The organism is Pseudomonas sp. S07E 245 (assembly GCF_019599025.1).
In the GTDB taxonomy this organism is placed as follows: Bacteria; Pseudomonadota; Gammaproteobacteria; order Pseudomonadales; family Pseudomonadaceae; genus Aquipseudomonas; species Aquipseudomonas shirazensis.
In genome coordinates, this window is record NZ_CP080625.1 from 2,706,338 (window position 1) to 2,730,667 (window position 24,330).

The following is a 24,330-nucleotide window of genomic DNA, read 5'->3' on the forward strand; positions in this document are numbered from 1 at the left end:
GTCAGCTCGTGGAAACCACCATATGTAGTCATAAGCCCGTAAAAAAACACAAGATAGTGACATATTGACTGGATGGCAAGCTGCCAGTAAAGCTAGCCTGTGGCGGTGTGCTTGGGGGCTGCGGCGGAACGGCTTTGCATTCAAAAACTACCGTGCAAATCACCGCCAGCGTAGTTAGATCATTCAGTGAGATCATCCAATGCAGGGAGAGGAAATGAGCGATCAGACCAGGCCATCCGAAGATCAGGACGGGGTGCGAGGAGCCGGACAGGAGTCGGACATTGTGACGGGCATGGCGCTGGATCTGGAAGCGCCCATAGCACCGGATACGATCATCGATAATGAACCAGATCGCTCCCGGCTCGAATTTGCTTCTGTCGATGATTTCCAGCATACCGACATCAATCGGCTGCTGGAGACCGTGGATACGCTCGACTTCTACTCGTTCGACTCTGAACTGAGCGCACGCTCCCGGCAGGCACTGGCGAACAAGAACTACAGCGGCTACCGGGCTTACAGAGTGCTCATGGTGGTGTGTTCCTACCATTTCTCCGTAGATCGCCAAGACGCCTTCGGCCCAAGGTTGATCAGTGACGGCATGCGCACGCCCATCCCTGCCGACATCGCTGGAGAGCAGAGCCAGGCGCTTGCCACCATCGCCGAAATAATCGACCACCCCCTGCTGCGAGCTCGGGTGGCAGATGTCGTTTGGTACAACCATCGAAACCTGCATCGAAGCGCCGGCTTGGCGATCACTTCCTACTGTCAAACGATAGAGTTCTACTTGGACGACAAGCTCTCGTTCAGGTACGAGCCACCCTCTGGGCTGTCCTCCAAAGTCGTCGATCTGATCGAAAGGGCCTTCCACATCGTAGCCAGCACAGGCAAGCGGAAAACACCGCCCGAGATTGTGCTCACAACGTGGAACCGTCTATACACCCACGCCCAGAAACTGAGGTGTTTCACGTCGCTTGATCGATTGGCTCGGCTAGGTCAGTCCTTCAACCTGATTGAATGGGCGCAAGTTGCGCAGGATGCGGAGAAGTCGGCAAACGCCGCCGCTGCCGGCGAATACGCCATGGCCGTCAAAGTCGTGTGGGAGCTTGCCGCCCTCGCCCATCATCAGTCCAAGGATCACACTGGCTTCAAGCGCTGCAAGTTAAAGGCGATCGAGCAGACGCTCAGGATGCGCGAAGGCGTAGACAGCTTCATGGCCAGAGCCAGCTGGACGCGTGATGCCATAGGGGAGCTTCGGGCTATTCCAGGCATGCATGCAGAACTGGAAGCGTTGAAGGCCGAGTTGCTGGAGCTACAAGCGCAGGCTGCTCACGAGTTCTCTTCCTTCCAGATCCCGATGGATTTGAGCGAGGAACGCCAAGGCACCATCAATATCTTCAAGAATCTGACGCTTCCAGAATTCTTCTACACATTTGCCCGGATCTGCGAGGTACCGGAGAAAATGGCGCTGCACACCGACATCATCCGTGGCCGCAGCGACTCATTCCTGTCCGACCTTTTCAACGGGCAAATCTACACCGACGCCCTGGGCCGGGTCGTCACACAAGCACCGGCCATCAATCTCAACGAAACACCACCACCTGAATGGTATGACCATGAGAGCCTTCGCTACTTGGACATCCATTACCAAATGTGGGTTGAAAGCCGAATAAAGCCAGCTGCCCGAACCCTCATGACCAAATTCCCTGTTGACGATCGGCACCTGATGGCCATCGTGTCAGCTAGCCCCTTCGTGCCGTCAGGATTCGAGGACATCTATGCCCTGGGGCTCGCGCGCTTCCTTCAGGGCGACATGATGTCTGCCTGCCATCTGCTGTTCCCGCAGCTCGAAAACTCGCTACGCCATGTGCTCAGCGACGCGGGGATCGATACATCGAAACTGAACGAGGAGTTACTGCAAGAAGACCGGTCGCTGAGTGCGCTCCTGGCTACCCGACGAGAACAGTTGGAGTCGGTCTTTGGCATCGACCTGATCTATACGATTGACCTGCTCTTCAATCTCAAGGGTGGCCCGTGCCTACGCCACCTGCTAGCACACGGCAAGCTGCAATCCAGCGCGTGCTACCTGCACTCCAGCATCTATGCCTGCTGGCTCATGTACTACCTGGTGTGCCTGCCGCTACAGCGGGTTTGGAACACCCATGTCGCTCCTCAGCTGGAAAGGGTTTCACTCTAGGCGTCGTAGTAATCGTACCTTCGCTTAAAACCCATGATTACGATCAAGGCTAAAAGCCCGGGGGTCAGGTCGGCAGTGCCTGAAGTCACTGCCGCCGTCACTTTCGTCTTTCAGTCAGATCAATCCGGTCAGCGTTGTGCACCGACCGGTCGGGGATCACATCGCCCATCGGCTCTGGTAGGTCACCAATGTCGAGACATTGCCCTAAAGGCCATCCAGTAGCTCAAGCATCTCGCCCCGTTGCGCGGCGGTTATAACTCGACAGGGCCATTGGCAGATCGGTATTATGCCGCGCCGATCCACAATGGATCCCATTTCTGCCGCACGATCGAGGGCACCCAGATGGATCTAGAACAGCTAAAAAAAGCCATCAAAATGTGGCTGAAAACCCCCGGGTGGGAGCCTACCGCCGCTGAACTTGCGGAAATTCAGCGCCTCATCGAGGAGCGCAGGCCCACGACCCACGAAGCACTCGCCCAGATCATTGACGAGGTGATCGAATGGCGGCGCTGCTGGTCAATGGAAGGGCTTGACATGTCCGACCTCAATGCAGTTCTCCTGATGGCGGCTCAGCCACCGAGGAAGGACAAATGACCAACCAGCAAGCCGTGATTGCTGCGGAGGCTGCAGCACAAAAGCTGCTCGATAAATACCACGCCTTTTTGACACCGCTTGCAATAGCATGGGACGCCGAGGAAAAGCCATGGACGGTGGCCCAACTCATTGAATGCCAACGACTTGGCAACGCCTTCTTCAACTCGTTGGAATTATTCGTTGCCAATAGCGATTTGTTAGGTGCACACCGAATCGGTAACTGGATTACAAACTTTGCGGAAAGCTGCCATTCCTATTTGAAGTCGTACCTGATCCACATTGCAACGCTTCGACAGCATGCACACTACCTCCCGCAAGTCAAGGTAGAGCCTGATGAACATGCCATGGCCAGTATGCAGAGAATGGTCAAAGCGTACTGCGCACCAGATAAAAGCCGAGACCTGAAGCAAGCTTTTACAGATGCAAATTTGCCAACCGTAGGGTTCACCATGCCAGCAATCGAAGATCAAAAAGACACTCCTCCATGGACTATCATCATGTGCGTGGTGATCGGGCTAATACTTCTGGTCGCCAGCGTTGCACTAGTAATCTTTTTCCCAGAACCTACGCCCGCCCAATGGTTCACATTCCGTCCAGTTCTCGCGCTTGGGCTATCAGCAGTTGCCGTGGGTTTTCCAGGCCTTATGAATGTCAAAGCACGCATATCTTCATTTGGCCAGTATTTGAAGCTCGTCGCCAGCGGGTCAATTGGAATCTTCCTGTTGGTCTACCTGGTCAACCCTCCGGCAGGATATTCGAAACCCCCTGAGCAGCCATCCATTCAACAACCTGTATCCAAATAATTAATCCGTGCATATGCGCACGGAAAACTTTAACTCATGAAGGCTGCATAGAAATATGTCCGACGACGATAAATTAGGTCACCATCTAAAAATGAAATTTGGGCTGCGACCAGGTGAACCCACCTCTAGCCAGCTAGCAGCGATCAAGAAATATATACAGTCACTTAAAGATCGAGGCTTAAATCCCACTCACTCCGACTGGCATTACGCCGTCAAACAAAACTGCCCCAGTGCCGGCACTGCAGGCTACGCCGGCGTTGACATGTCAGATTTGAACGCGCTACTGACAATGGCATCAGCCCCGCCAAAGCGATCATAAGACCTAAACTTAAATTTCAGAGACTGACACCCTCCGATCCGAACGACTCGATAACAGCTCGCACTTGCACAGGAAGCTCAAGACGCTCTTTCTCATATTCAGGCATGGCCATAATCGAAAGAATCTCACGACTCTCACATTCGGTCGAGAAAGAATGAATCAGCAAGCTATTCTGAGCCAGACCAGTGGCATCGAATAAGAAATCCATCTGAATGACACCCTGTGTTCGCAGCGTTACCCGCCAAAGGAATCTGGGCATACGGGTGTAGATACTGCTACGGAAGTCCACACCTAAGCCTGCATATTCCTGCCGAACAGATGACTTATAATCATTGACCGTGGTGAGGTAAATATCCCATTCCGGTATCTCCACGAAGCCATACGCTTCTCGCCACGCACTCAAGAGAGCATTCAAGATCAGCATTTCATCATGAATCAAGGAAAACGGAATCCTGATCTTGTGATACAACGGCAGCAACAAAAAATCAGGGTGCTGATAAACCGTATCACTCCATGAGTTTTTCAATGCGTACAACTGCTGCTCTTTCCCGACCATCTCGGGCGTAGGTAACTGAGACCATTCAAGACGGCAAAACGGCCCCGTTTGATCATCATGAACATAAAGCTTGTCAATCTTCGCAGCCCGTAACCTAAAACCAACTTGCGAAAATTCATATTCGGCGTCATCGCGCAGCGAATAACCCGTAATGGCTACCGCATGAGCACCAGCAGCTATTTGTTCGTCATCCTTATAATTAGTAAGCTGCACTGACAATATCGAAGGTATGCGCCCTCTCAAATAAGCGTAAGCCGCGCTATGAAGATCATACTTTGTTCCGGCACGGATAATATGCGGCTCAAGCTCTACACGCCTGATCGCCTGCGCCATTTGAGTCGCAGTCAAGCCAGTATTGGGAAATGTCCGCATACCCACAATAAGCGGGTTATCAGGCATTTGATCGCTTGCCCACCTGGTTATCTCAACTGGCGCAGGTATAGGATGCTGAAAAAGCTTCCCAGTACCCTGCAAGCACGTCCACAACGCACTCGTGGCACACGCAGCTACAACTTGATCCTGCTCTTGGTAAGCAAGGCTTTTTACTTCAAGTTCGATACCATACAGATTGACAGGATAGATTCGCAGCGAAGGAAAATTCCGTCGACCATCTTCGGTACTGTAGGTTCGTAGACAGGTGCGACCAATGATCGTTAGAGGGAGAGGCCTTACAACGATGAATCCAAGATAATCAGCTTGAAACCTACTACTAACTCCTGTGACAGGCGTTGTAAGCAACTCCCTCTCAAAGTCATCAATGCTTATTTCATCACTGAAGAAATGAAGACGACGGGTACGTCGCGGATAATCCCAAAAGCATCGCGCGTAGTATTCAACGTGATCATGAAGATAGTCACGATCAACATACTCGTTTTCTATCAGAATCGTCTTGGCTTTCAGCTCTTCAAAATATTGCTGAAAGTAATTGAAATGCCTTCGCGTACTAATGCTATTGGCACTAGTATATTGAGATTCATCTAAAAGGCACTCGAATAAGCACTGATGAGAGTAAGGCAGCAGCTCAAAGCTCAAGCATGTATCCCAATCAAATTGTGCTTAAAGGTCGTTCCAGTGATTCTTTGGACACCACGCGGGACGCTTGCAACACGGCCAGGGACGCCATCGTCGAAGCCACCGCCTCTCTCATGGCGCTGCGCATTCTGGCGTGATTGATGTGCTCAGCACTAAAACGCGAGCCTGCCTGCCCTGCGCGCGCTTGCGGCATAGCGACTGTAGGTTTCAATGCGTGGCTCATGAGACAGTCCTGATTAGTCTTTCCTATCAGGAAAATACCGGAAATCAGCACCATATGTCAATTCAACCGCTGGCACGAATATCCGCTTGAGGAGCCGAATTCAACGCAAATGGGCATGCACCACCCGCCCCTTGTATGACTGCGCCCCCTCTACACACCCCTTGGGTCAGACCACGACCGCTATCACTACCTCCAGCCGTTACCTGCAGCCAGTACTGCAGCCTCACCCACCGAGGCTCACAACTCTCGCCGCCATGGTATCCAGCCCATGACCCCAAAGCGAGGAAATGGCCAGAAGGGCTCTAGGCGCCTGAAAAGCACCCCAGGTTAGATTTGGGCTCAGGCTTGGCCACTGTGGCCTTGCGACCAGCATGCCCCCGGATGACAATCAGTTGCCCATGTAGAGGTCGAGGCGTACCCCCTCAAAGCCCATCCCGTCACCCGCTCAAAGCTTCCAAGCAGCCAACCCGGCCTCAGACCACCACCGCCATGCTCAAATTTACCTTGCTGAATAATTCGGCGAGTGGGAGGGATCCTGAATACCCCCTGCTTGGACAGATAGGCATCGCCCGCCGACACGGTGCACACACCTAAATGTAAACGTAAAAAGTGCCGGAATTATTGGGCCTAGGAGGGATTCTGAAATGGGATTACGAGGGAAAAGGCGACCTAGGAGGCAGCTGAGGTTTACATCTCCTCACTCGGTGGCATAGAGAAAAATAGGGGTTTACTTTTTCGATTTTCCGGGTGCTATAATGGAATCATGCAGCGAGCACCTAAACTGATTTTATACCTGTACCGCAAGGGTTTCAGGCGATCAGGTGTGAAGCTGAAGGGTGTGAGAAGATAGTTTTACTGAGTTTCCCTTTACATCCTGTCAAAATTAAGGCATCGGTGAAGCGATCGCACAACACCACCGCACCGCGCGCCAGCGCCGGGCGGATGACCTTGGCCAGGTGCTGGGCACGCGCCGCAAACATCAACAGCAATTCAGTATCCGCTGCCATGCTTTCGTCGCTTGGTGCCAGTAGCAACTCACGAATCTGTTCAGCAACCGGCGTGCCGCCCGGCTCGCGGGTCAGCACTACGTCCAGGCCCTGCTCGCGCAAGCGCTGCGCCAGATATTCGCGGTTGGTGCTTTTGCCCGCGCCTTCGGGGCCTTCCAGGGTAATAAACAAGCCGCTCACGCGCAGTCCTTAGGGTTTGTCATCGGGTGTCGGCGCCGCTGCGGGGGCAGCGTCGGTCGCCGGTGCGGTTGGCGGGGTCGACGCAGGTGCGTCCGCCGGTGCATCCGCAGCAGGTGTCGGCTGGTCTCCCGCTGCCGGTTCTGGCTGCTCAATCGCACCCGGCTGCGCCTGTGGCGCGGGGCTGGAGCGGTAGTCGCTGCGGCGCTTGAGTTGATACTCGCGCACTGCCGAGTTGTGATTGTCGAGGTCGTCGGAAAACACGTGACTGCCGTCGCCCCGCGCAACGAAGTACAGACTGGTGCCGTTGGCCGGGTTCAGCGCGGCATGAATCGCCTCGCGGCCGACGATAGCGATCGGTGTCGGCGGCAGGCCACTGATGGTATAGGTATTGTAGGGCGTGGGCTCACGCAGGTCGGCCCGGGTGATCTTGCCGTTATAGCGCTCGCCCATGCCATAGATCACGGTCGGGTCGGTCTGCAGCATCATGCCCAGCCGCAGACGCCGCACGAACACCCCAGCAATCTGCGCGCGCTCTTGCGGGATACCGGTTTCCTTCTCGACCAGCGAAGCCATGATCAGCGCCTGGTACGGGTCGCGGTAAGGCAGATCGGTGGCCCGCTCGGCCCATTCCTTGGCCAACACTTGCTCAAGACGCATGTACGCCTGCTGCAAGAACTCGACATCGCTCATGCCACGCACGAAGCGGTAGGTATCCGGAAAGAAGCGCCCCTCAGGGAACACGCCACTATGGCCGAGTTTGTCCATCACCTCGGCATCGGACAGGCCGTCCAAGGTCTGGGTGATTTTCTCGTGCTTGGCCACTGCCGCGCGCACCTGGCGGAAGGTCCAGCCTTCGACCAGAGTCAGGTTGTACTGCACAACATCGCCTCGGCGCCAGGCATCGAACAGCTGGTTGACGGTCATGCCAGGTGTCAGCCGGTATTCACCGGTATGCAGTGGCGTGCCGGCCATGTTGAAGCGCCAGTAAAGGCGCAGCCAGACGGCATCGTCGAGCAAGCCGTCAGTCTGCATGCGGTAGAACATGCGATTGGGTGTGGTGCCATTGGGAACCTCGAGCATCCGCTCCTGCTCGACGTGCAGAGGCTGCTCAAGGGCCGAATGGACTTTCCAGGCAGACCAGCCCAACGCCAGACCGGCTAGGATCAGGCCTATTTCCAGCAGCAGGAGAAATTTGCGTCTCACGAATCAGGTATCCAGTAACGTCCGGGCAACGGCCTGCAGTTTACGGGTGAGCGGCCCCGCCGGCCAGTTCAGCTTGAGCGCAGAGCACTCCAGTACCGGCCAGATTCCATACACGCTGTTGCAGAGAAAGACTTCCTCGGCCTGTTCCAGGTCAGCCAGGGCCAGATCACTGACCTGCACGCTGATACCCAGTGCCGGCGCTTGCGCCAGCAAGGCGCCGCGCATTACCCCGGCTACACCGCAGCGACTCAGCTCAGGCGTTTGCAGCACCCCGCCACGAACCATGAACAGATTGCTGTAAACGCCCTCGATGACCCGCCCGTGGCTGTCACAGACCAGCCCTTCGGCGTGCTCGGCGTCCTGCCATTCGGCGCGGGCCAGCACTTGCTCAAGGCGATTGAGGTGTTTGAGGCCGGCCAGCAGGGGTTGTTCCGCAAGGCGCGTCTGGCAGGCGAACAAACGCACGCCTTGCTCGGCATTGAGTGCGGGATACTGTGGCAGCGGGCTACCCTGAAGGATGCGCCGAGCCGCGGCGCCAACGCCTGGAGCGTAGCCGCGCTGGCTGTCGCCACGGGTAACGATCAGCTTGGCGACGCCGTCGCCGAGCTGGCTGGCAAAGCGCAGCAGTTCGTCGCGCACCAACGGCAGGTCGATGCTGATAGCCAGACGCTGGCAGCCCAGTGCCAGACGCTGTAAGTGCAGCTCCAGCAGGCTGGGCTTGCCGGCACTCACGGCGATGGTTTCGAACAGACCATCGCCGTAGGCCAGCCCGCGGTTGTGCAGGTTGACTGCAGTCGCGGGTTGGCCGTCGATCCAGCTATGCATCAGTCGGCGAACCGGCGGAACACCAGCGAGCCGTTGGTACCACCAAAGCCGAACGAGTTGGACAGCACCACGTCGATCGGCATGCTGCGGGCGTGATGGGCAACGAAGTCGAGATCGCAGCCCTCGTCCGGCTCGTCCAGGTTGATGGTCGGCGGCGCCATCTGGCTGTTGATTGCCAGCACGCTGAAGATCGCTTCCACGGCACCGGCAGCACCGAGCAGGTGACCCGTCATCGACTTGGTCGAGCTGACTGCCACCTTGTACGCATGCTCACCGAACACACGCTTGATCGCGGCCACTTCGGCGATATCGCCGGCCGGGGTCGAAGTGCCATGGGCATTGATGTAGCTGACTTCTTCCGGGGCGATGCCGGCATCGCGCAGGGCGTTGGTCATGCAGCGCGCCGCACCCTCACCGGAATCCGGTGGCGAGGTCATGTGATAGGCATCACCGCTCATACCAAAGCCAACCAGCTCGGCATAGATGGTGGCGCCGCGCGCCTTGGCGTGCTCGAGCTCTTCGAGCACCAGTGCACCGGCACCGTCGGAGAGCACGAAACCATCACGGCCCTTGTCCCACGGCCGACTGGCCCGGGTTGGCTCGTCATTGCGCGTCGACAGCGCACGCGAAGCACCGAAACCGCCCATGCCCAGGCCACACGCGGCCATTTCAGCGCCGCCGGCGATCATCACATCGGCTTCACCGTAGGCAATGTTGCGCGCGGCCATGCCGATGCAATGGGTGCCGGTGGTACAGGCAGTGGCGATGGCATAGTTCGGACCCTGCAGACCCAAATGGATCGACAGGAAGCCGGAGATCATGTTGATGATCGAACCAGGCACAAAGAACGGCGAGATGCGACGCGGGCCTTGCTCGTGCAAGGTCCGGCTGGTCTCTTCGATATTGGTCAGGCCGCCGATGCCGGAGCCCATGGCCACGCCGATCCGCTCACGGTTGCTGTCGTTGATTTCCAGCCCGGCGTTACGGAACGCCTGGAAACCTGCGGCCAGGCCGTATTGAATGAACAGGTCGAGCTTGCGGGCCTCTTTGACCGAGAGGTACTGCTCGACTTCAAAGCCCTTCACCGAGCCGCCAAAACGGGTGGAGTAGGCCGTCAGATCGGAGTGTTCGATCGGACCGATGCCACTGCGGCCAGCCAGAATGCCCTGCCAGGTGCTCGGTACATCGGTACCCAGCGGCGACAGCATGCCCATACCAGTGACCACGACGCGTCTACGCGACACAGTACTCTCCTCATTGTCCAGTAACAGAGTCTCTTGCCGTTGCATTCTGCAGCAGAAGGCAATGGCAAAAGGCTCTCGGTGCCTGCTTCACACATCTCGCAAAGAAAAAACCGCACGCCAGTTATGGCAGTGCGGTTTTCCCCGACAAGAAGCGTCGACTACAGACGTCTTAAGCCTGGTGGCTGGTGACGTAGTCGATAGCAGCTTGAACGGTAGTGATTTTTTCGGCTTCTTCGTCAGGGATTTCGGTCTCGAATTCCTCTTCCAGAGCCATCACCAGCTCAACGGTGTCAAGCGAATCGGCACCCAGGTCTTCTACGAAAGAAGCACTGTTAGTTACTTCTTCTTCCTTGACGCCCAGTTGCTCGGCGACGATTTTCTTGACGCGCTCTTCGATGGTGCTCATACCTAATTTTCACTCCTAATAGACATATGTCAGGCAGCTGGCCGGTGACCGAGTTTATAGCAAGACGCCTGCTTTTCAAGCGTAACGCGCCCCGCCATCAACTGGCTATGTGGTCACTCGACCCTCTGCCCGGAATCTGGTTGCAGCTTTATAACGGATTTTAAGCTCGGAGTATGACTCTTTTTTGAAGCAATCCGTCACATTGAGTTGCGATATTACATGTACATCCCGCCGTTCACAGGCACTGTAGCACCTGTGACATAGGCTGCGCCGTCGGACGCCAGGAAAGCAACTACCTTGGCGATTTCGTCGGCTTGACCCAGACGGCCCAGCGGAATCTGGGTCTGCAACGCTTCACGTTGAGCCTCTGGCAGCTCACGGGTCATATCGGTGTCGATAAAACCTGGAGTTACCGAGTTGACAGTGATGTTGCGCGACCCGACTTCACGTGCCAGAGCGCGGCTGAAACCTTCCAGACCGGCTTTGGCGGCGGCATAGTTTACCTGACCGGCGTTGCCCATGGCACCCACAACCGAGCCAATGCTGATAATGCGGCCCCAACGCGCCTTGGTCATGCCGCGCAGCACGCCCTTGGACAGGCGGTAGAGGCTGTTGAGGTTGGTGTCGATCACGTCGAACCACTCGTCGTCTTTCATCCGCAGCATCAGGTTGTCACGGGTGATGCCGGCGTTGTTGATCAGGATCGCGGTAGTGCCGAACTGTTCCTGGATCGCGGCCAGAACGCTGTTGACCGACGCTTCATCAGTCACGTTCAGCTCCATGCCGGTGCCGGTGATGCCATGCTCCTTGAGCGTGGCAGCAATGCGCTCGGCGCCCGAGGCCGAGGTCGCGGTACCGATGACGGTAGCGCCCTGACGGCCCAGCTCGAGGGCGATGGCCTGGCCGATACCACGGCTGGCGCCGGTGACCAGTGCAACTTTACCTTGCAGGCTCATGCAAGCTTCTCCAGTTTCAGGCCAGCGCCGCACGGGTGGCGGCGATGGCATCAGGGGTATTGAGGTTGTAGGTGGTCACGCCTTCAGCGCAACGCTTGTTCAGACCGGCCAGGACCTTGCCCGGGCCGCACTCGACCAGATTGACCGCGCCATTGGCCGCCAGGGTCTGCACGCATTCAACCCAGCGCACGGGCTGGTACAACTGGGCCAGCAGGTCTTGCTTGAGCACGCCCAGGTCAGCTGGGATGGCTGCAGAAACGTTCTGCACCACTGGGATCTGCGGCGCCTGCCATTCGATGGCGTTGACCGACTCGGCAAAGCGCTCGGCAGCAGGCTGCATCAGTGCGCAGTGCGACGGCACGCTGACCGCCAGCGGCAAGGCGCGTTTGGCGCCCTTAGCCTTGCACAGCTCCATGGCGCGATCTACCGCTGCCTTGTTGCCAGCAATGACAACCTGCCCTGGCGAGTTGAAGTTGACCGCGCTGACCACCTGGTCTTCTGCTGCTTCAGCGCAGATGGCGACCACGACCTCGTCGTCCAGACCGAGAATCGCGGCCATGCCGCCATGGCCTGCCGGGACTGCTTCCTGCATCAGCTGGCCACGGCGCTCGACCAGGCGCACCGCGTCTTTCAGGCTGAGGCTACCGGCCGCTACCAACGCGCTGTACTCGCCAAGGCTATGCCCGGCGACGAACGCAGGCTTTGCGCCGCCCTGCGCCAGCCACAGGCGCCACAACGCAATGGAGGCGGTGAGGATGGCCGGCTGAGTCTTGTCGGTTTGATTGAGTTGCTCTTCCGGACCTTGCTGAACCAGTGCCCACAGGTCGTAGCCCAGAGCGTCGGAAGCTTCCTTGAAGGTTTCGACGATCACCGGCTCTACTGCGCCGATTTCGGCGAGCATGCCCAGCGATTGGGAACCTTGACCCGGAAAGACAAATGCGAGGGATGCAGACATTGAACAAGCCCTTATGATCTTGTCGTCGGAGAGGATGCGCCCAGCCCACGGCTGTACGCAGAATCTGAAAACTTGGATGAATACGAAAACCCAGCGGTCACATTTAACCACCTCATGGCGATTATGCCTAAGGCAGCAGGTCTTCGAGGCGGCTGCGCAGGCGCCCGGGCAGGTTTTCCTCGATCTCGATCAGCGCACGCTGGATAGCGCTCTGCAGGCCTTCGACCCCTGCCGAACCGTGACTCTTGATGACGATGCCCTGCAGACCGAGAAAACTCGCGCCGTTGTGCCGTGCAGGCGCCAGGTCAGCCTGCAGGCGTTTGAGCAGCGGCATGGCCAGCACACCGACCGCGCGCGCCAGCACCCCCCTCTTGAACAGCGCCTCAATTCTGGCACTGATCATGGTTGCCAGACCCTCGCTGGACTTGAGCAGGATATTGCCGACAAAGCCGTCACACACCACTACATCGGCTTCACCGCGATACAGGCCATCACCCTCGACAAAGCCGACGTAGTTGATACCACGGGCATTCTGCAGCAGCGTTGCCGCCAGCTTGACCTGCTGATTGCCCTTGATGTCTTCGGTGCCGATGTTGAGCAGCGCAACGCGTGGGCGCGGAATGCCCAAGGCCTGCGCCGCCACCGAGCCCATCAACGCGAACTGGTAGAGATGCTCGGCACTGCAGTCAACGTTGGCGCCCAGATCGAGCAACTGGCAAAAGCCTGACTGAGTCGGGATCGCCGCGACCATGGCCGGCCGATCAATGCCTGGCACGGTCTTGAGGACAAAGCGCGACAGCGCCATCAGTGCACCGGTATTGCCGGCACTGACGCAGGCCTGGGCCTTGCCGTCCCGCACCAGTTCAAGGGCGATGCGCATCGACGAATCAGGCTTGCTGCGCAACGCTTGCGAGGGCCGCTCGTCCATCTCCACCACTTCACTGGCCGCGACAATTTGCAGGCGCGCGCGATCGGCAGCTGCAAGGCCGCTGACGAGTGGTTCAAGAAGGGAGGGTTGACCGACGAGGGTCAGATGCAGCGAGGGCGTAGCCGAGAGGCAAGCGATACTTGCCTGAACAATGTTGCGGGGACCGAAGTCCCCGCCCATTGCGTCGATCGCGATGATCTGAGCGGACAAGATTTACTCGTCAGCGCCCTTGTCGATCACTTTGCGGCCACGGTAAACGCCTTCTGGCGAAACGTGGTGACGCAGGTGAATTTCACCGGTGGTTTTTTCTACCGACAGCGCGTTTTCCGACAGGGCATCGTGCGAACGACGCATGTCACGGGCAGAGCGGGATTTTTTGTTCTGCTGAACAGCCATAATTGATTAACTCCTAAACGTTTGGGTCACGCTTTAACTGCGCCAGGACACTGAACGGGTTGGACCGCGTTACCTCGTCCTCGCTCGATTCGGGCTCATCGAGGCCCGCCGGCTGCTGGCATTCTTCCGGATGATGAGCAGGCACGATGGGCAAGGCGAGCAAAAGCTCTTCCTCGATCAGCGCCTGCAGATCCAAAGGATCTTCGCCCAGTTCCAGCACGTCATAGCCTTTCGGCAACGACTGGGTATTCGCACCCTCCTTCACCACCGCGTACGAACACTCGCTGTGGATCGGTAGGGTGACCAGCTCAAGACAACGCTGGCAAACCATTTTGACTTCGACGTCGAGCTCACTGTGGATAACCACGGCATGCTGTTCATCTCGTTCAAAATCGAACTTCGCCTGCACCGTACCGACATTGTCGGAAAGCGGGTCGCAGAGTCTTTCCAAATCAGCGAGTTGCAACGAACCTTGAAGGGTTACGCCACGATCGGCTAATTTGCGCGGGTCAACGTGAGGTGGAATCGGGTCATTCAACATAGGCGCAGCATTCTAGGGATGGCCCCCGCCCCTGTCAAAGGAAATTCGGCGGCAAGTGGATGATAGAATCGGTTGATCTGCCAAGGAGTCTACCATGCTGCCCCTGTTACTGGCTTCCAGCTCTACCTACCGCCGCGAATTGCTCGCCCGCCTGCGCCTGCCCTTTACCTCGGCAAGCCCCGACCTAGACGAACAGCGCCTGCCTGACGAACCCGCCATCGCGCTGGTCAAGCGCCTGGCGCAGCAAAAGGCCGAGGCATTGGCCGCAGCCCACCCCGGCCATCTGATCATCGGCTCTGACCAGGTCGCGGTGCTGGGCGAACAGATCCTCGGCAAGCCACATACGTTCGAGCGCGCCCGCGAGCAACTGCTTGCCGCCAGCGGCCAACAGGTCACCTTTCTGACCGGCCTGGCGCTACTCAACAGCAGCAGCGGCCACTGCCAGGTCGACTGCGTGCCGTTCACGGTGGTCATGCGCGAGCTGAGCCAGGCCAGTATCGAGCGCTATCTGCGCGCAGAGCAGCCTTACGACTGCGCCGGCAGTTTCAAAGCCGAGGGATTGGGGGTAAGCCTGTTCCAGAGCACCCATGGCAGCGACGCGACCAGCCTGATCGGGCTGCCGCTTATTCGCCTGGTGGATATGCTGCTGGAAGAAGGCGTACAGCTACCCTGAAGGGAAACTGCTGGCCTGCACGCGCAAGCCAGCAGCGCTTAGCGCAGGGTCGGTCCCTGGAAGCCCATCCACATTGCCAGGTGCTCAGCTACGCTGGCGCCGATGCGTTTGGAGAAACGGTCGAACGGCGACTCCTGCACAGTGAAATCGACCAGATCCTTCTCGCCAACGATATCTCTGGCGACATAGCTGGCACTGCCCAGACCATCTACCAGGCCTAGCGCCTTGGCCTGCTCACCGGACCAGATCAGGCCACTGAACAGCTCGGGGTGCTCTTTGTCCTTGAGCCGATCACCACGCCCCTGTTTGACCATGGCAATGAACTGCTGGTGAGTGGTGTTGAGCACGCCCTGCCAGAACTCGGTTTCTTCAGGTTTTTGCGGCGAGAACGGATCGAGGAATGCCTTGTGCTCACCGGCCGTATAGGTGCGCCGCTCGATGCCCAGCTTGTCCATGGCACCGACAAAGCCATAGCCCGCAGCGGTAACGCCGATCGAGCCGACCAGGCTGGCCTTGTCGGCATAGATCTCATCGGCAGCACTGGCGATGTAATAGGCACCCGAGGCACCGAGGTCGGTGATCACTGCGTAGAGCTTGATCTGCGGGTACTCGGCGCGCAGGCGGCGAATCTCGTCATAGACGTAACCGGACTGCACCGGGCTGCCGCCTGGGCTGTTGATACGCATCACCACTGCCTTGGTATTGGCATCCTTGAATGCCTCGCGCAGGCTCTTGATCAGGTTGTCGGCACTGGCCGCCTCCTGATCAGCAATAACCCCACGCACCTCGACCAGTGCGGTATGGCTGCCACTGCGCGAAGCAGCGCCGTCCATACTCATCAGCGGCGAGAACAGGAACAGGATGCCGAACAGGTAAAGGAACGTCAGCAGCTTGAAGAAGATCCCCCAGCGTCGCGCTCGACGCTGCTCCTGCACACCAGCAAGGAGGGTTTTCTCCAGCAGCTTCCAGCTCTTGCGATCCTCACTCTCGACCACTTCGGTCTCGGGCGCTTTCCACTCGTCAGCCATGCTCACCTACCTTGGAATTGATAATTGCGCCGAACCTGCCAACCACTCGCGCAACTGGGAAAAGTGATCGATGCACACCTGCGGCCCGAACTCTGCCAGCGCCTGCAGCGACATGGCCCCGTAACCGACAGCCACCGAGTGCATGCCGGCGTTGTTGGCCATTTGCAGGTCGAACGCAGAATCTCCGACCATCAGCGCCTGGCCGGGTTCGGCGCGGCAGTGGGCAAGAATTTCTTCAAGCATCAATGGGTGCGGCTTGCCGCGGGTTTCGTCAGCCGCCCGAGTGATATCGAAAAAGTCTTCCCAGCCATTGGCCTTGAGCACCCGATCGAGCCCGCGACGGGCCTTGCCAGTAGCTACTGCCAGGCGATAGCCCTGGGCGCGAAACGCATCCAGCGACTCGACCACACCGTCAAACAACGGTGACGGCTGCTGGTCGAGCGCCATGTACACATCAGCATAGTGCTGACGGAAGCGTTCGACCTGCAGCGGCTCAAGGTGCGGATACAGGGTCCAGATCGCCTCGCCCAGGGCCAGGCCGATAATGCCCTTGATTGCATCCTCGGCACTGGGCGCCTCACCGGCGCGCTCAGCGGCCTCATTCATCGCCAGAACGATGCGCCCGACAGAGTCAGCCAGGGTGCCATCCCAGTCAAAAATCAGCAGCTCGTAGGGTTTGCTCATGTGAAGTCAGGCCGCGCCAGGCGCTCTACAGTCTTGGCCCACATTTCGTCGACCGGCGCTTCTACCTTGAGCTCGCCGCCATCGGGCAGCGGCACGGTCAGGGCATAGGCATGCAGGAACAGGCGCTTGCCGCCGAGATCACGAATCTCGCGGGAGAATTCTTCATCGCCGTATTTGTTGTCGCCGGCAATCATGTGCCCGGCATGCAGGGCGTGCACGCGGATCTGATGGGTGCGACCGGTGATCGGACGCGCTTCGATCATGGTGGCGAAGTCGCCGAAACGGCGCAGCACCTTGAACAGGGTCAGCGCCTCCTTGCCCTCATCGTTGACCTCGACCATACGCTCGCCAGAACGCAGGTTGCTCTTCTGCAATGGCGCATTGACCTGTTTCTTCGCGGTTGGCCAGTTGCCACGCACCAGCGCCATGTAGCGCTTGTCGACGCCATCACCGCGCAGGGCAGCGTGCAGATGGCGCAACATGCTGCGCTTCTTGGCGATCATCAGCAGGCCGGAAGTGTCGCGGTCGAGCCGGTGCACCAGCTCCAGTTCCTTGGCATCCGGACGCAACTGGCGAAACGCTTCGATCACGCCAAAGCTCAGGCCGCTGCCGCCATGTACGGCAATGCCGGCCGGTTTGTTGAGCACGATGAGCGCCTTGTCTTCATAGACAATGGCCGCCTCCAGGCGCTGCAACAGCGATTGCGCCACCGGCACCGGCTCGTCACGCTCGGGCAGACGCACCGGTGGCACGCGCACGATGTCGCCGGCCTGGATCTTGTATTCAGGCTTGACCCGACCCTTGTTGACCCGCACTTCACCCTTGCGCAGGATGCGATAGACCAAGGTGCGAGGCACGCCCTTGAGCGCCGTGATCAGGAAATTGTCGATTCGTTGGCCGGCAAGCTCCGGCGCGACTTCGATCAGCTGGACGCCGGAAGTCGGAGGGGTATTGGTAGTCATGGCGCCGATAATAACAATTTTTTAGGGAATTGAAGCACTTAATCATTGCTGCTATAGTCGCGAACGCCGCCAAAAGCGGTGGGCCAGCGGTATACGGCGCTTTGCCAGCCCCTGACCAACGCAATTCTCGAGGACGCGAGGCCGTCCTACGGGGCTTTCGCCAGTTTATCGAAATACCTGGAAGCGCCACTCGCGCCGGGTAGAGAAGACCGAAAAAAATCATAAGTGCGGTAGTTCACCTGCTTAACTGGCTTTTTTCGCCGTGTCTCTGCACCGCCATCGTCACTTCCTCCTGCACCCGGCGAATGCTTCGGAAATACCTGCCTTGGACATGAATGGCGCCAGCTTCCCTTATGAAGATGGCGAAAAATGCAACCCGTTGCGGATTCAGCGCGCGGCAGCACCCGAATTATCAGGGATACGTGCAGGGTGGAGATGCACAGCCCTCGGACCGTGTAGCACCGCGTCCGGCCACCGCCCCACTGTAATGGGCGGCGAGCGGATAAGGTCCTTACAGATGCCACGTAGGCGTCCACGGCTGACGGTTGATTCCTCCTCCTGACTGAGTGCACCAGGCCTGCCAGGTTGATCCCGATACCACAGGCCCACAGCACCGCAGCAACAGGACGCGTCGTCGCGACAACGGCAGGCTGGGCAACCGGCTGGTGCCGAACGTCGCCGACACGGGGGTGGTTCGCCACCCTTTGCGCACCTTGACACCGACCATGAGAAGTCGTGTGTGCCGAACGCCGTTTCCGGCAGCCCGGAAACCGACGGTACAACATGAAAAGAATGCTGATTAACGCAACTCAACCCGAAGAGTTGCGTGTAGCCCTGGTGGATGGCCAACGCCTCTACGACCTGGATATCGAATCCGGCGCCCGTGAGCAGAAAAAGGCCAACATCTACAAAGGCAAGATCACCCGGATCGAGCCCAGCCTCGAAGCCGCCTTCGTCGACTTCGGCTCCGACCGTCACGGCTTCCTGCCGCTGAAGGAAATCTCCCGCGAGTACTTCAAGAAGGCCCCAGAAGGCCGCGTCAACATCAAGGAAGTACTCACCGAAGGCCAGGAAGTCATCGTCCAGGTCGAGAAGGAAGAGCGCGGCAACAAAGGCGCCGCCCTGACCACCTTCATCAGCCTGGCTGGCCGTTACCTGGTGCTGATGCCAAACAACCCACGTGCTGGCGGCATCTCCCGCCGTATCGAAGGCGAAGAGCGCAACGAGCTGCGTGAAGCCCTCAACGGGCTGACCGTACCGGGCGACATGGGCCTGATCGTGCGCACTGCCGGCCTTGGCCGCAGCAGCGAAGAAATGCAGTGGGACCTCGACTACCTGCTGCAGCTGTGGACCGCCATCAAGGAAGCCTCGCTGGACCGCACCGCGCCGTTCCTGATCTACCAGGAAAGCAACGTCATCATCCGTGCCATCCGCGACTACCTGCGCCAGGACATCGGCGAAGTCCTGATCGACAGCATCGAGGCCCAGGAAGAAGCTCTGACCTTCATCCGCCAGGTGATGCCGCAGTACGCCAGCAAGGTCAAGCTGTACGAAGACAGCGTGCCACTGTTCAACCGCTTCCAGATCGAAAGCCAGATCGAGACCGCCTTCCAGCGCGTCGTCGAGCTGCCGTCTGGCGGTTCGATCGTGATCGACCCAACCGAGGCGCTGGTGTCGATCGACATCAACTCGGCGCGTGCCACCAAAGGCAGCGACATCGAAGAAACCGCCCTGCAGACCAACCTGGAAGCGGCTGAAGAAATTGCCCGCCAACTGCGTCTGCGTGATATCGGCGGCCTGATCGTCATCGACTTCATCGACATGACCCCGGCGAAAAACCAGCGCGCGGTCGAAGAGCGTGTGCGTGAATGCCTCGAGGCCGACCGTGCTCGCGTCCAGGTTGGCCGCATCTCGCGCTTCGGCCTGCTGGAAATGTCGCGCCAACGCCTGCGTCCATCGCTGGGTGAAAGCAGCGGCATCGTCTGCCCACGCTGCTCGGGCACCGGCATCATCCGTGACGTCGAGTCGCTGTCGCTGGCGATCCTGCGCCTGATCGAAGAAGAAGCCCTGAAAGACCGCACTGCCGAAGTGCGCGCTCAGGTGCCAATCCCGGTTGCCGCGTTCCTGCTCAACGAGAAACGCAACTCGATCACCAAGATCGAGATGCGCACCCGTGCTCGCATCATCATTCTGCCGAATGACCACCTGGAAACCCCGCACTTCGAAGTCCAGCGCCTGCGCGACGACAACCCGGAAGTGCTGACCAACCAGTCCAGCTACGAAATCGCCACCACCGAAACCGAGGAAGCGCCGCAGCAGGCCGCGACCCGCACCCTGGTTCGCCAGGAAGCTGCGGTCAAGACTGCTCCACCGCGTACCAGCGCTCCGGTACCGGCTGCTGTAGAAGAGGCTGCTCCGGTTGCCGCTGCGCCAGCACCAAGCATGCCTGAGCCAAGCCTGTTCAAAGGCCTGGTCAAATCGCTGGTGAGCCTGTTTGCCGCCAAGGAAGAACCTGTCGCTGCACCGGCTGCCACCGAGAAGCCTGTTACCGAGCGCCCACAGCGCAACGAAGAGCGCCGCAACGGTCGTCAGCAGAGTCGCAACCGTAACGGTCGTCGCGACGAAGAGCGCAAGCCGCGCGAAGAGCGTGCACCGCGTGAAGAACGCGCTCCACGTGAAGAGCGTGCACCGCGTGAAGAACGCGCACCGCGTGAAGAGCGTGCGCCGCGTGAAGAACGCGCTCCACGTGAGGAGCGTGCTCCACGTGAAGATCGCCCACGTCGCGGCAACCGTGACGAGCGCCCTGTGCGTGAGCTGCGTGAGCCACTTGACGCTACCCCTGCATCGACTGAAGAACGCGCACCACGCGAAGAACGTGCACCACGTGAAGAACGCGCCCCTCGCGAAGAACGTGCTCCACGTGAAGAACGCGCCCCTCGCGAAGAACGCGCTCCACGTGAAGAGCGCGCCCCTCGCGAAGAACGTGCTCCACGTGAAGAACGCGCCCCTCGCGAAGAACGTGCTCCACGTGAAGAACGCGCCCCTCGCGAAGAGCGTGCTCCACGTGAAGAACGCGCCCCTCGTGAAGAACGTGTGCCGCAGGAAGAGCGTCAACTGCGCCCAGCCGCCCAGGCTGACGAGCAGGCCGCAGAGATCGCCGATGAGCAACTGCCGAACGACGAACTGCAGCAGGAAGAACAAGAAGGCACTGATGGCGAACGCCCACGTCGTCGCTCGCGCGGCCAGCGTCGTCGCAGCAACCGTCGTGAACGTCAGCGCAATGCCAATGGCGATCTGATCGATGGCGACGAAGAAAGCAGCGAAGGCAACGAAAACGGTGAAGAGCAGCAACCACGTCAGGCGACTGATCTGGGTGCCGACCTCGCCGCTGGCCTGGCCGTAACTGCCGCTGTTGCCACTAGCAACATCAGCGCTGCAGCCGAAGCACAAGCCAATCAGCAGGCTGAAATCGCTTCTACCCAAACGCCTGAAGCGGCTACCGGTGAAGTTATCGCCCTGCCAGCCGAGCCTGCACAGCAAGCTGATGACGTTGCGATCGCCCCTGTGGTCGAGCAGCCTGTCAGCGAGCCGGTTGCAGTGGTAGAGCCGAGCATCGAGCCGGTTGTCGAGGTTGCGCCGCAGCCCGTAGTCGAAGCACCTGCCGTTGAAGCAACCCCGGTTGCTGCAGCAGAAGTGGAAACTGCAGCGCCAGTTGCTGAAGCGCCACTGGTCGAGGCACCAGCCGCCGAAGCCCCTGTGGTTGAAGCTCCAGTGGTTGAAGCCGCCGTGGTCGAGTCGGGTGAAGCCGAGAAGCCAGTGCACGTTGCCGAGGCCCCAGCGGCCGCGCCAGTCGAAGCACCGGTGGTCGAGCAGGCTGCACCAGTTGAAGCCAAGCCCGAGGTTGTCGAGGCAGCGCCTGTAGCGGCTGAACCGGCGCCTGTAATGCTGGCCAACGGTCGCGCACCGAACGACCCACGTGAAGTGCGTCGCCGCAAGCGTGAAGCCGAGGCCGCTGCTGCCGCAGCTCAGGCCCAGGCATCGACCGATGAGCACAAGCCTCATCACGGTTGATAGCCACGGCTGAATGAAAAAGCCCCGCCAGTGCGAACTGGCGGGGCTTTTTTTTGCGTTGCATTCAGCGCTGCACTGGCATATCCATGTGCCACCTACTCAGTACAGATTCGGCTCCATCTCCAGCTCCACGCCAAACCTGGCGAAGATATCAGCCTGAATTTTCTGCGCCAGCGCATGCAACTGCGCCCCCGAGGCCTGGCCATAATTGACCAGTACCAACGACTGCAACCGATGCACGCCGGCATCGCCATCGCGATAGCCCTTCCACCCTGCCTGCTCGATCAACCAGCCCGCCGCCAGCTTCAGCTGGCCATCGGCCTGGGGATAAGCCACCACACCCGGATAGCGAGCGCGAAGCTGCTCGCCGAGCACGGCGCTGACCAGCGGATTCTTGAAGAAGCTGCCAGCATTACCCAGTTCGAGCGGGTCAGGCAGTTTCTCGCGACGAATGCTGCAGATCGCATCGCTGATTGCCTGCGCGGTCGGCTCGACGACGCCCTGCTCGTGCAGACGCTGACGCACTGGGCCGTAGTCCAGGTGCGCATGCAAGCTGCGACTCAGGGCAAAGCGCACGCGCAGGATCAACCAGCGGCCGGGATTGCGCTTGAACAGGCTGTCGCGGTAACCAAACCCGCACTCCTCAAGGGAAAAATCCTTGAGCTCGCCTGTTTCACGGTCGAGTGCGGTCAAGCCGGCAAACACGTCTTTGATCTCGACGCCATACGCGCCGACGTTCTGCATCGGCGCGGCACCGACGGTGCCGGGAATCAGGCTGAGGTTTTCCAACCCGCTGCAACCCTGCGCCAGGCTCCACTGCACAAACTCATGCCAGGGTTCACCGGCTTCGGCCTCGACCACCACACGATCGCCCTCCTCACTCAGCAGCCGCCGGCCACGGCTGGCCATATGCAGCACCAGCGCGTCGATGTCACCGGTCAACAGCAGGTTGCTGCCACCGCCTATGACCAGCACCGGGAGCTCAAGACGGGCCGCTTCGAGCAATGCCGCCCGCACCTCGGCGTCGCTGTGCGCCTGGGCGAAATAGCGGGCCTTGACGTCAATACCAAAGGTGTTGAAAGGCTTGAGCGATACCTGCTGTTGCCAGGTGGCAGTCATAGCCGCCCCCTGATTTCATTGACCAACTGCTCGCACGCCAGCTCGATCAGGTCCAACACCTGCTCGAAACCGGCCGCGCCGCCGTAATACGGGTCGGGGACTTCATCCAACGCGCCGTCATAGCGACGCAGGAACAGATCCAGCTCGCCCTTGGACGCCGGCGGGCGTATGGCCTTGAGGTCGGCGAGGTTGCTGGCATCCATGGCCAGTACCAGATCGTACTCGGCAAAATGGCCGGCCTTGACCTGCTGGGCACGTTGCGCCGACAGGTCATAGCCGCGCGCCAGCGCTGCCTTGCAGGTGCGCGCGTCCGGCGCCTTGCCCACGTGCCAGTCGCCCGTACCGGCCGATGCCACTTCTACCTGGTCGGCCAGCCCGGCGCGTTGCAACTGATGGCGCAACACCCCTTCTGCGGTGGGCGAGCGGCAAATATTGCCCAGGCACACAAACAGGACGCGCATCAGGCCTCCAACAAGCGCCGAACGCGCTCCAGGTCTTCTGGGGTATCAACGCCCACGGCGGGAGCCTCGAGCGCATCTTCAACGTGAATACGCACGCCATGCCACAGCGCTCGCAGCTGTTCCAGTGCTTCGGTCTGCTCGAGCCAGCACGGGCCCCAGCTGACGAAGTCCTGAAGAAAACCAACTCGGTAGGCATACATGCCGATATGGCGGCGATAAGGCACTGCCGGCGGCAACTGCTCGCGGTTCACGGCAAACGCATCGCGGGCCCACGGCAACGGTGCACGGCTGAAGCTCAGGGCCAGGCCATTCTTGTCGCTGACTACCTTGACCGCGTTGGGATTGAACACCGTCTGCGGCTCATGGATCGGCTCAGCCAGGGTGGCGATGCCGGCTTCTGGGTGCGCAGCAAGGTTGGCCGCGACCTGGTCGATGATTACCGGCGGGATCAATGGCTCGTCGCCCTGCACGTTGACGACGATGGCATCACTGGCCAAACCCAGCTGGGCGGCAACTTCTGCCAGGCGATCAGTGCCCGACTCATGGTCAGCGCGGGTCAGCAATACCTCGGCACCAAATGCCTGACAGGCGGCAACGATGCTGGCGTCATCGGTGGCGATCACCACCCGGCTGGCGCTGCTTTTGCGCGCCTGTTCCCAGACGTGCTGGACCATCGGCTTGCCAGCGATCAACAGCAGCGGCTTGCCCGGCAGGCGCGTGGAGCGCAGCCGGGCGGGGATGACCACAGTGAAGTCCAGGCTCATTTGTCCAGACGCTCGTCGTCGGTCAAGGTGCGTGCTTCGCTTTCCAGCATGACCGGGATGCCATCGCGCACCGGGTAGGCCAGGCCTGCGCCTTTGCTGATCAGCTCGGTCTTGTCGGCGCTGAGCTTGAGCGGGCCTTTGGTGATCGGGCAAGCCAGGATATCAAGCAGTTTGGTGTCCATGAGTGCGTCCTTGGGGCCAAGCGG

At 59.4% G+C, this 24,330-nt stretch carries 23 protein-coding genes and 1 pseudogene; 5 read left to right on the forward strand and 19 right to left on the reverse strand.

Going from position 1 to position 24,330, the window contains the following annotated elements:
- Positions 1-214: 214 nt before the first annotated feature.
- The 3 genes from K3F44_RS12485 to K3F44_RS12495 all read left to right on the forward strand — a co-directional run bounded on the left by K3F44_RS12485 (position 215) and on the right by K3F44_RS12495 (position 3,591).
- Positions 215-2,194, forward strand: coding sequence for a DUF4209 domain-containing protein (locus tag K3F44_RS12485; RefSeq protein WP_220632347.1), 1,980 nt, complete (start codon positions 215-217; stop codon positions 2,192-2,194).
- A gap of 342 nt (positions 2,195-2,536) precedes the next feature.
- Positions 2,537-2,788 carry a hypothetical protein gene (locus K3F44_RS12490; protein ID WP_016393050.1) on the forward strand — a complete coding sequence of 84 codons (252 nt, stop codon included), beginning with the start codon at positions 2,537-2,539 and terminating at the stop codon, positions 2,786-2,788.
- A complete protein-coding gene (locus K3F44_RS12495) occupies positions 2,785-3,591 on the forward strand; it encodes a hypothetical protein (protein WP_220632348.1) in 807 nt (268 codons plus the stop codon). Before K3F44_RS12490 ends, K3F44_RS12495 begins: the two co-directional genes overlap by 4 nt.
- 335 nt (positions 3,592-3,926) lie before the next feature.
- On the opposite strand, the gene K3F44_RS12500 is transcribed toward K3F44_RS12495, so the two are convergent.
- From K3F44_RS12500 to K3F44_RS12555, 12 genes and pseudogenes are all read right to left on the reverse strand, one after another.
- The gene (locus tag K3F44_RS12500) at positions 3,927-5,498 is read right to left on the reverse strand and encodes a hypothetical protein (protein ID WP_220632349.1); all 1,572 of its coding nucleotides are present in this window, start codon (positions 5,496-5,498) and stop codon (positions 3,927-3,929) included.
- Positions 5,499-5,511: 13 nt separating this feature from the next.
- Positions 5,512-5,721 carry a hypothetical protein gene (locus tag K3F44_RS12505; protein WP_220632350.1) on the reverse strand — a complete coding sequence of 70 codons (210 nt, stop codon included), beginning with the start codon at positions 5,719-5,721 and terminating at the stop codon, positions 5,512-5,514.
- A gap of 887 nt (positions 5,722-6,608) precedes the next feature.
- Positions 6,609-6,908 (reverse strand): annotated as a pseudogene (gene tmk, locus K3F44_RS12510) (dTMP kinase); the annotation flags it as partial.
- Between the two features lie 9 nt (positions 6,909-6,917).
- Positions 6,918-8,111 carry an endolytic transglycosylase MltG gene (mltG, locus tag K3F44_RS12515; protein ID WP_101321476.1) on the reverse strand — a complete coding sequence of 398 codons (1,194 nt, stop codon included), beginning with the start codon at positions 8,109-8,111 and terminating at the stop codon, positions 6,918-6,920.
- A gap of 3 nt (positions 8,112-8,114) precedes the next feature.
- Positions 8,115-8,936: an aminodeoxychorismate lyase gene (pabC, locus tag K3F44_RS12520; RefSeq protein WP_220632351.1), complete on the reverse strand. Its 822-nt coding sequence runs from the start codon at positions 8,934-8,936 to the stop codon at positions 8,115-8,117.
- Entirely contained in the window at positions 8,936-10,180 is a 1,245-nt protein-coding gene (gene fabF, locus K3F44_RS12525; protein ID WP_101321480.1) for a beta-ketoacyl-ACP synthase II, read from the reverse strand. Before fabF ends, pabC begins: the two co-directional genes overlap by 1 nt.
- Before the next feature lie 169 nt (positions 10,181-10,349).
- The gene (acpP, locus tag K3F44_RS12530; protein ID WP_004371293.1) at positions 10,350-10,586 is read right to left on the reverse strand and encodes an acyl carrier protein; all 237 of its coding nucleotides are present in this window, start codon (positions 10,584-10,586) and stop codon (positions 10,350-10,352) included.
- A gap of 215 nt (positions 10,587-10,801) precedes the next feature.
- Positions 10,802-11,542: a 3-oxoacyl-ACP reductase FabG gene (fabG, locus tag K3F44_RS12535; RefSeq protein WP_101321482.1), complete on the reverse strand. Its 741-nt coding sequence runs from the start codon at positions 11,540-11,542 to the stop codon at positions 10,802-10,804.
- Between the two features lie 16 nt (positions 11,543-11,558).
- The gene (gene fabD, locus K3F44_RS12540; RefSeq protein WP_101321485.1) at positions 11,559-12,497 is read right to left on the reverse strand and encodes an ACP S-malonyltransferase; all 939 of its coding nucleotides are present in this window, start codon (positions 12,495-12,497) and stop codon (positions 11,559-11,561) included.
- Positions 12,498-12,624: 127 nt separating this feature from the next.
- On the reverse strand, positions 12,625-13,635 hold the full coding sequence (gene plsX / locus K3F44_RS12545; protein WP_259406991.1) for a phosphate acyltransferase PlsX: 1,011 nt from the start codon (positions 13,633-13,635) through the stop codon (positions 12,625-12,627).
- A gap of 3 nt (positions 13,636-13,638) precedes the next feature.
- A complete protein-coding gene (gene rpmF, locus K3F44_RS12550) occupies positions 13,639-13,821 on the reverse strand; it encodes a 50S ribosomal protein L32 (protein WP_016485486.1) in 183 nt (60 codons plus the stop codon).
- Between the two features lie 13 nt (positions 13,822-13,834).
- On the reverse strand, positions 13,835-14,362 hold the full coding sequence (locus K3F44_RS12555; RefSeq protein WP_101321489.1) for a YceD family protein: 528 nt from the start codon (positions 14,360-14,362) through the stop codon (positions 13,835-13,837).
- A gap of 94 nt (positions 14,363-14,456) precedes the next feature.
- On the opposite strand from K3F44_RS12555, the gene K3F44_RS12560 reads away from it, so the two are divergent.
- Positions 14,457-15,035 carry a nucleoside triphosphate pyrophosphatase gene (locus K3F44_RS12560; RefSeq protein WP_220632352.1) on the forward strand — a complete coding sequence of 193 codons (579 nt, stop codon included), beginning with the start codon at positions 14,457-14,459 and terminating at the stop codon, positions 15,033-15,035.
- 38 nt (positions 15,036-15,073) lie between these two features.
- Here the strand turns inward: K3F44_RS12560 and sppA are convergent, their stop codons facing one another.
- The 3 genes from sppA to rluC are packed head-to-tail and all read right to left on the reverse strand — an operon-like array spanning position 15,074 to position 17,709.
- Entirely contained in the window at positions 15,074-16,063 is a 990-nt protein-coding gene (gene sppA, locus K3F44_RS12565) for a signal peptide peptidase SppA (protein ID WP_101321493.1), read from the reverse strand.
- Between the two features lie 6 nt (positions 16,064-16,069).
- A complete protein-coding gene (locus K3F44_RS12570; protein WP_150570145.1) occupies positions 16,070-16,747 on the reverse strand; it encodes an HAD family hydrolase in 678 nt (225 codons plus the stop codon).
- Positions 16,744-17,709 carry a 23S rRNA pseudouridine(955/2504/2580) synthase RluC gene (gene rluC, locus K3F44_RS12575; protein ID WP_220632353.1) on the reverse strand — a complete coding sequence of 322 codons (966 nt, stop codon included), beginning with the start codon at positions 17,707-17,709 and terminating at the stop codon, positions 16,744-16,746. Before rluC ends, K3F44_RS12570 begins: the two co-directional genes overlap by 4 nt.
- A 783-nt stretch (positions 17,710-18,492) precedes the next feature.
- On the opposite strand from rluC, the gene rne reads away from it, so the two are divergent.
- Positions 18,493-21,780, forward strand: coding sequence for a ribonuclease E (gene rne / locus K3F44_RS12580; protein ID WP_220632354.1), 3,288 nt, complete (start codon positions 18,493-18,495; stop codon positions 21,778-21,780).
- Between the two features lie 99 nt (positions 21,781-21,879).
- Here the strand turns inward: rne and murB are convergent, their stop codons facing one another.
- From murB to K3F44_RS12600, 4 genes are read right to left on the reverse strand one after another with little or no spacing between them, the layout of a single operon-like run.
- On the reverse strand, positions 21,880-22,899 hold the full coding sequence (gene murB, locus K3F44_RS12585; protein WP_150572939.1) for a UDP-N-acetylmuramate dehydrogenase: 1,020 nt from the start codon (positions 22,897-22,899) through the stop codon (positions 21,880-21,882).
- On the reverse strand, positions 22,896-23,360 hold the full coding sequence (locus K3F44_RS12590; RefSeq protein WP_101321504.1) for a low molecular weight protein-tyrosine-phosphatase: 465 nt from the start codon (positions 23,358-23,360) through the stop codon (positions 22,896-22,898). The genes murB and K3F44_RS12590 overlap by 4 nt, the downstream gene beginning before the upstream one ends.
- A complete protein-coding gene (gene kdsB / locus K3F44_RS12595) occupies positions 23,360-24,124 on the reverse strand; it encodes a 3-deoxy-manno-octulosonate cytidylyltransferase (RefSeq protein WP_101321506.1) in 765 nt (254 codons plus the stop codon). Before kdsB ends, K3F44_RS12590 begins: the two co-directional genes overlap by 1 nt.
- Entirely contained in the window at positions 24,121-24,306 is a 186-nt protein-coding gene (locus K3F44_RS12600; protein WP_028633616.1) for a Trm112 family protein, read from the reverse strand. Before K3F44_RS12600 ends, kdsB begins: the two co-directional genes overlap by 4 nt.
- Between the last annotated feature and the right edge of the window lie 24 nt (positions 24,307-24,330).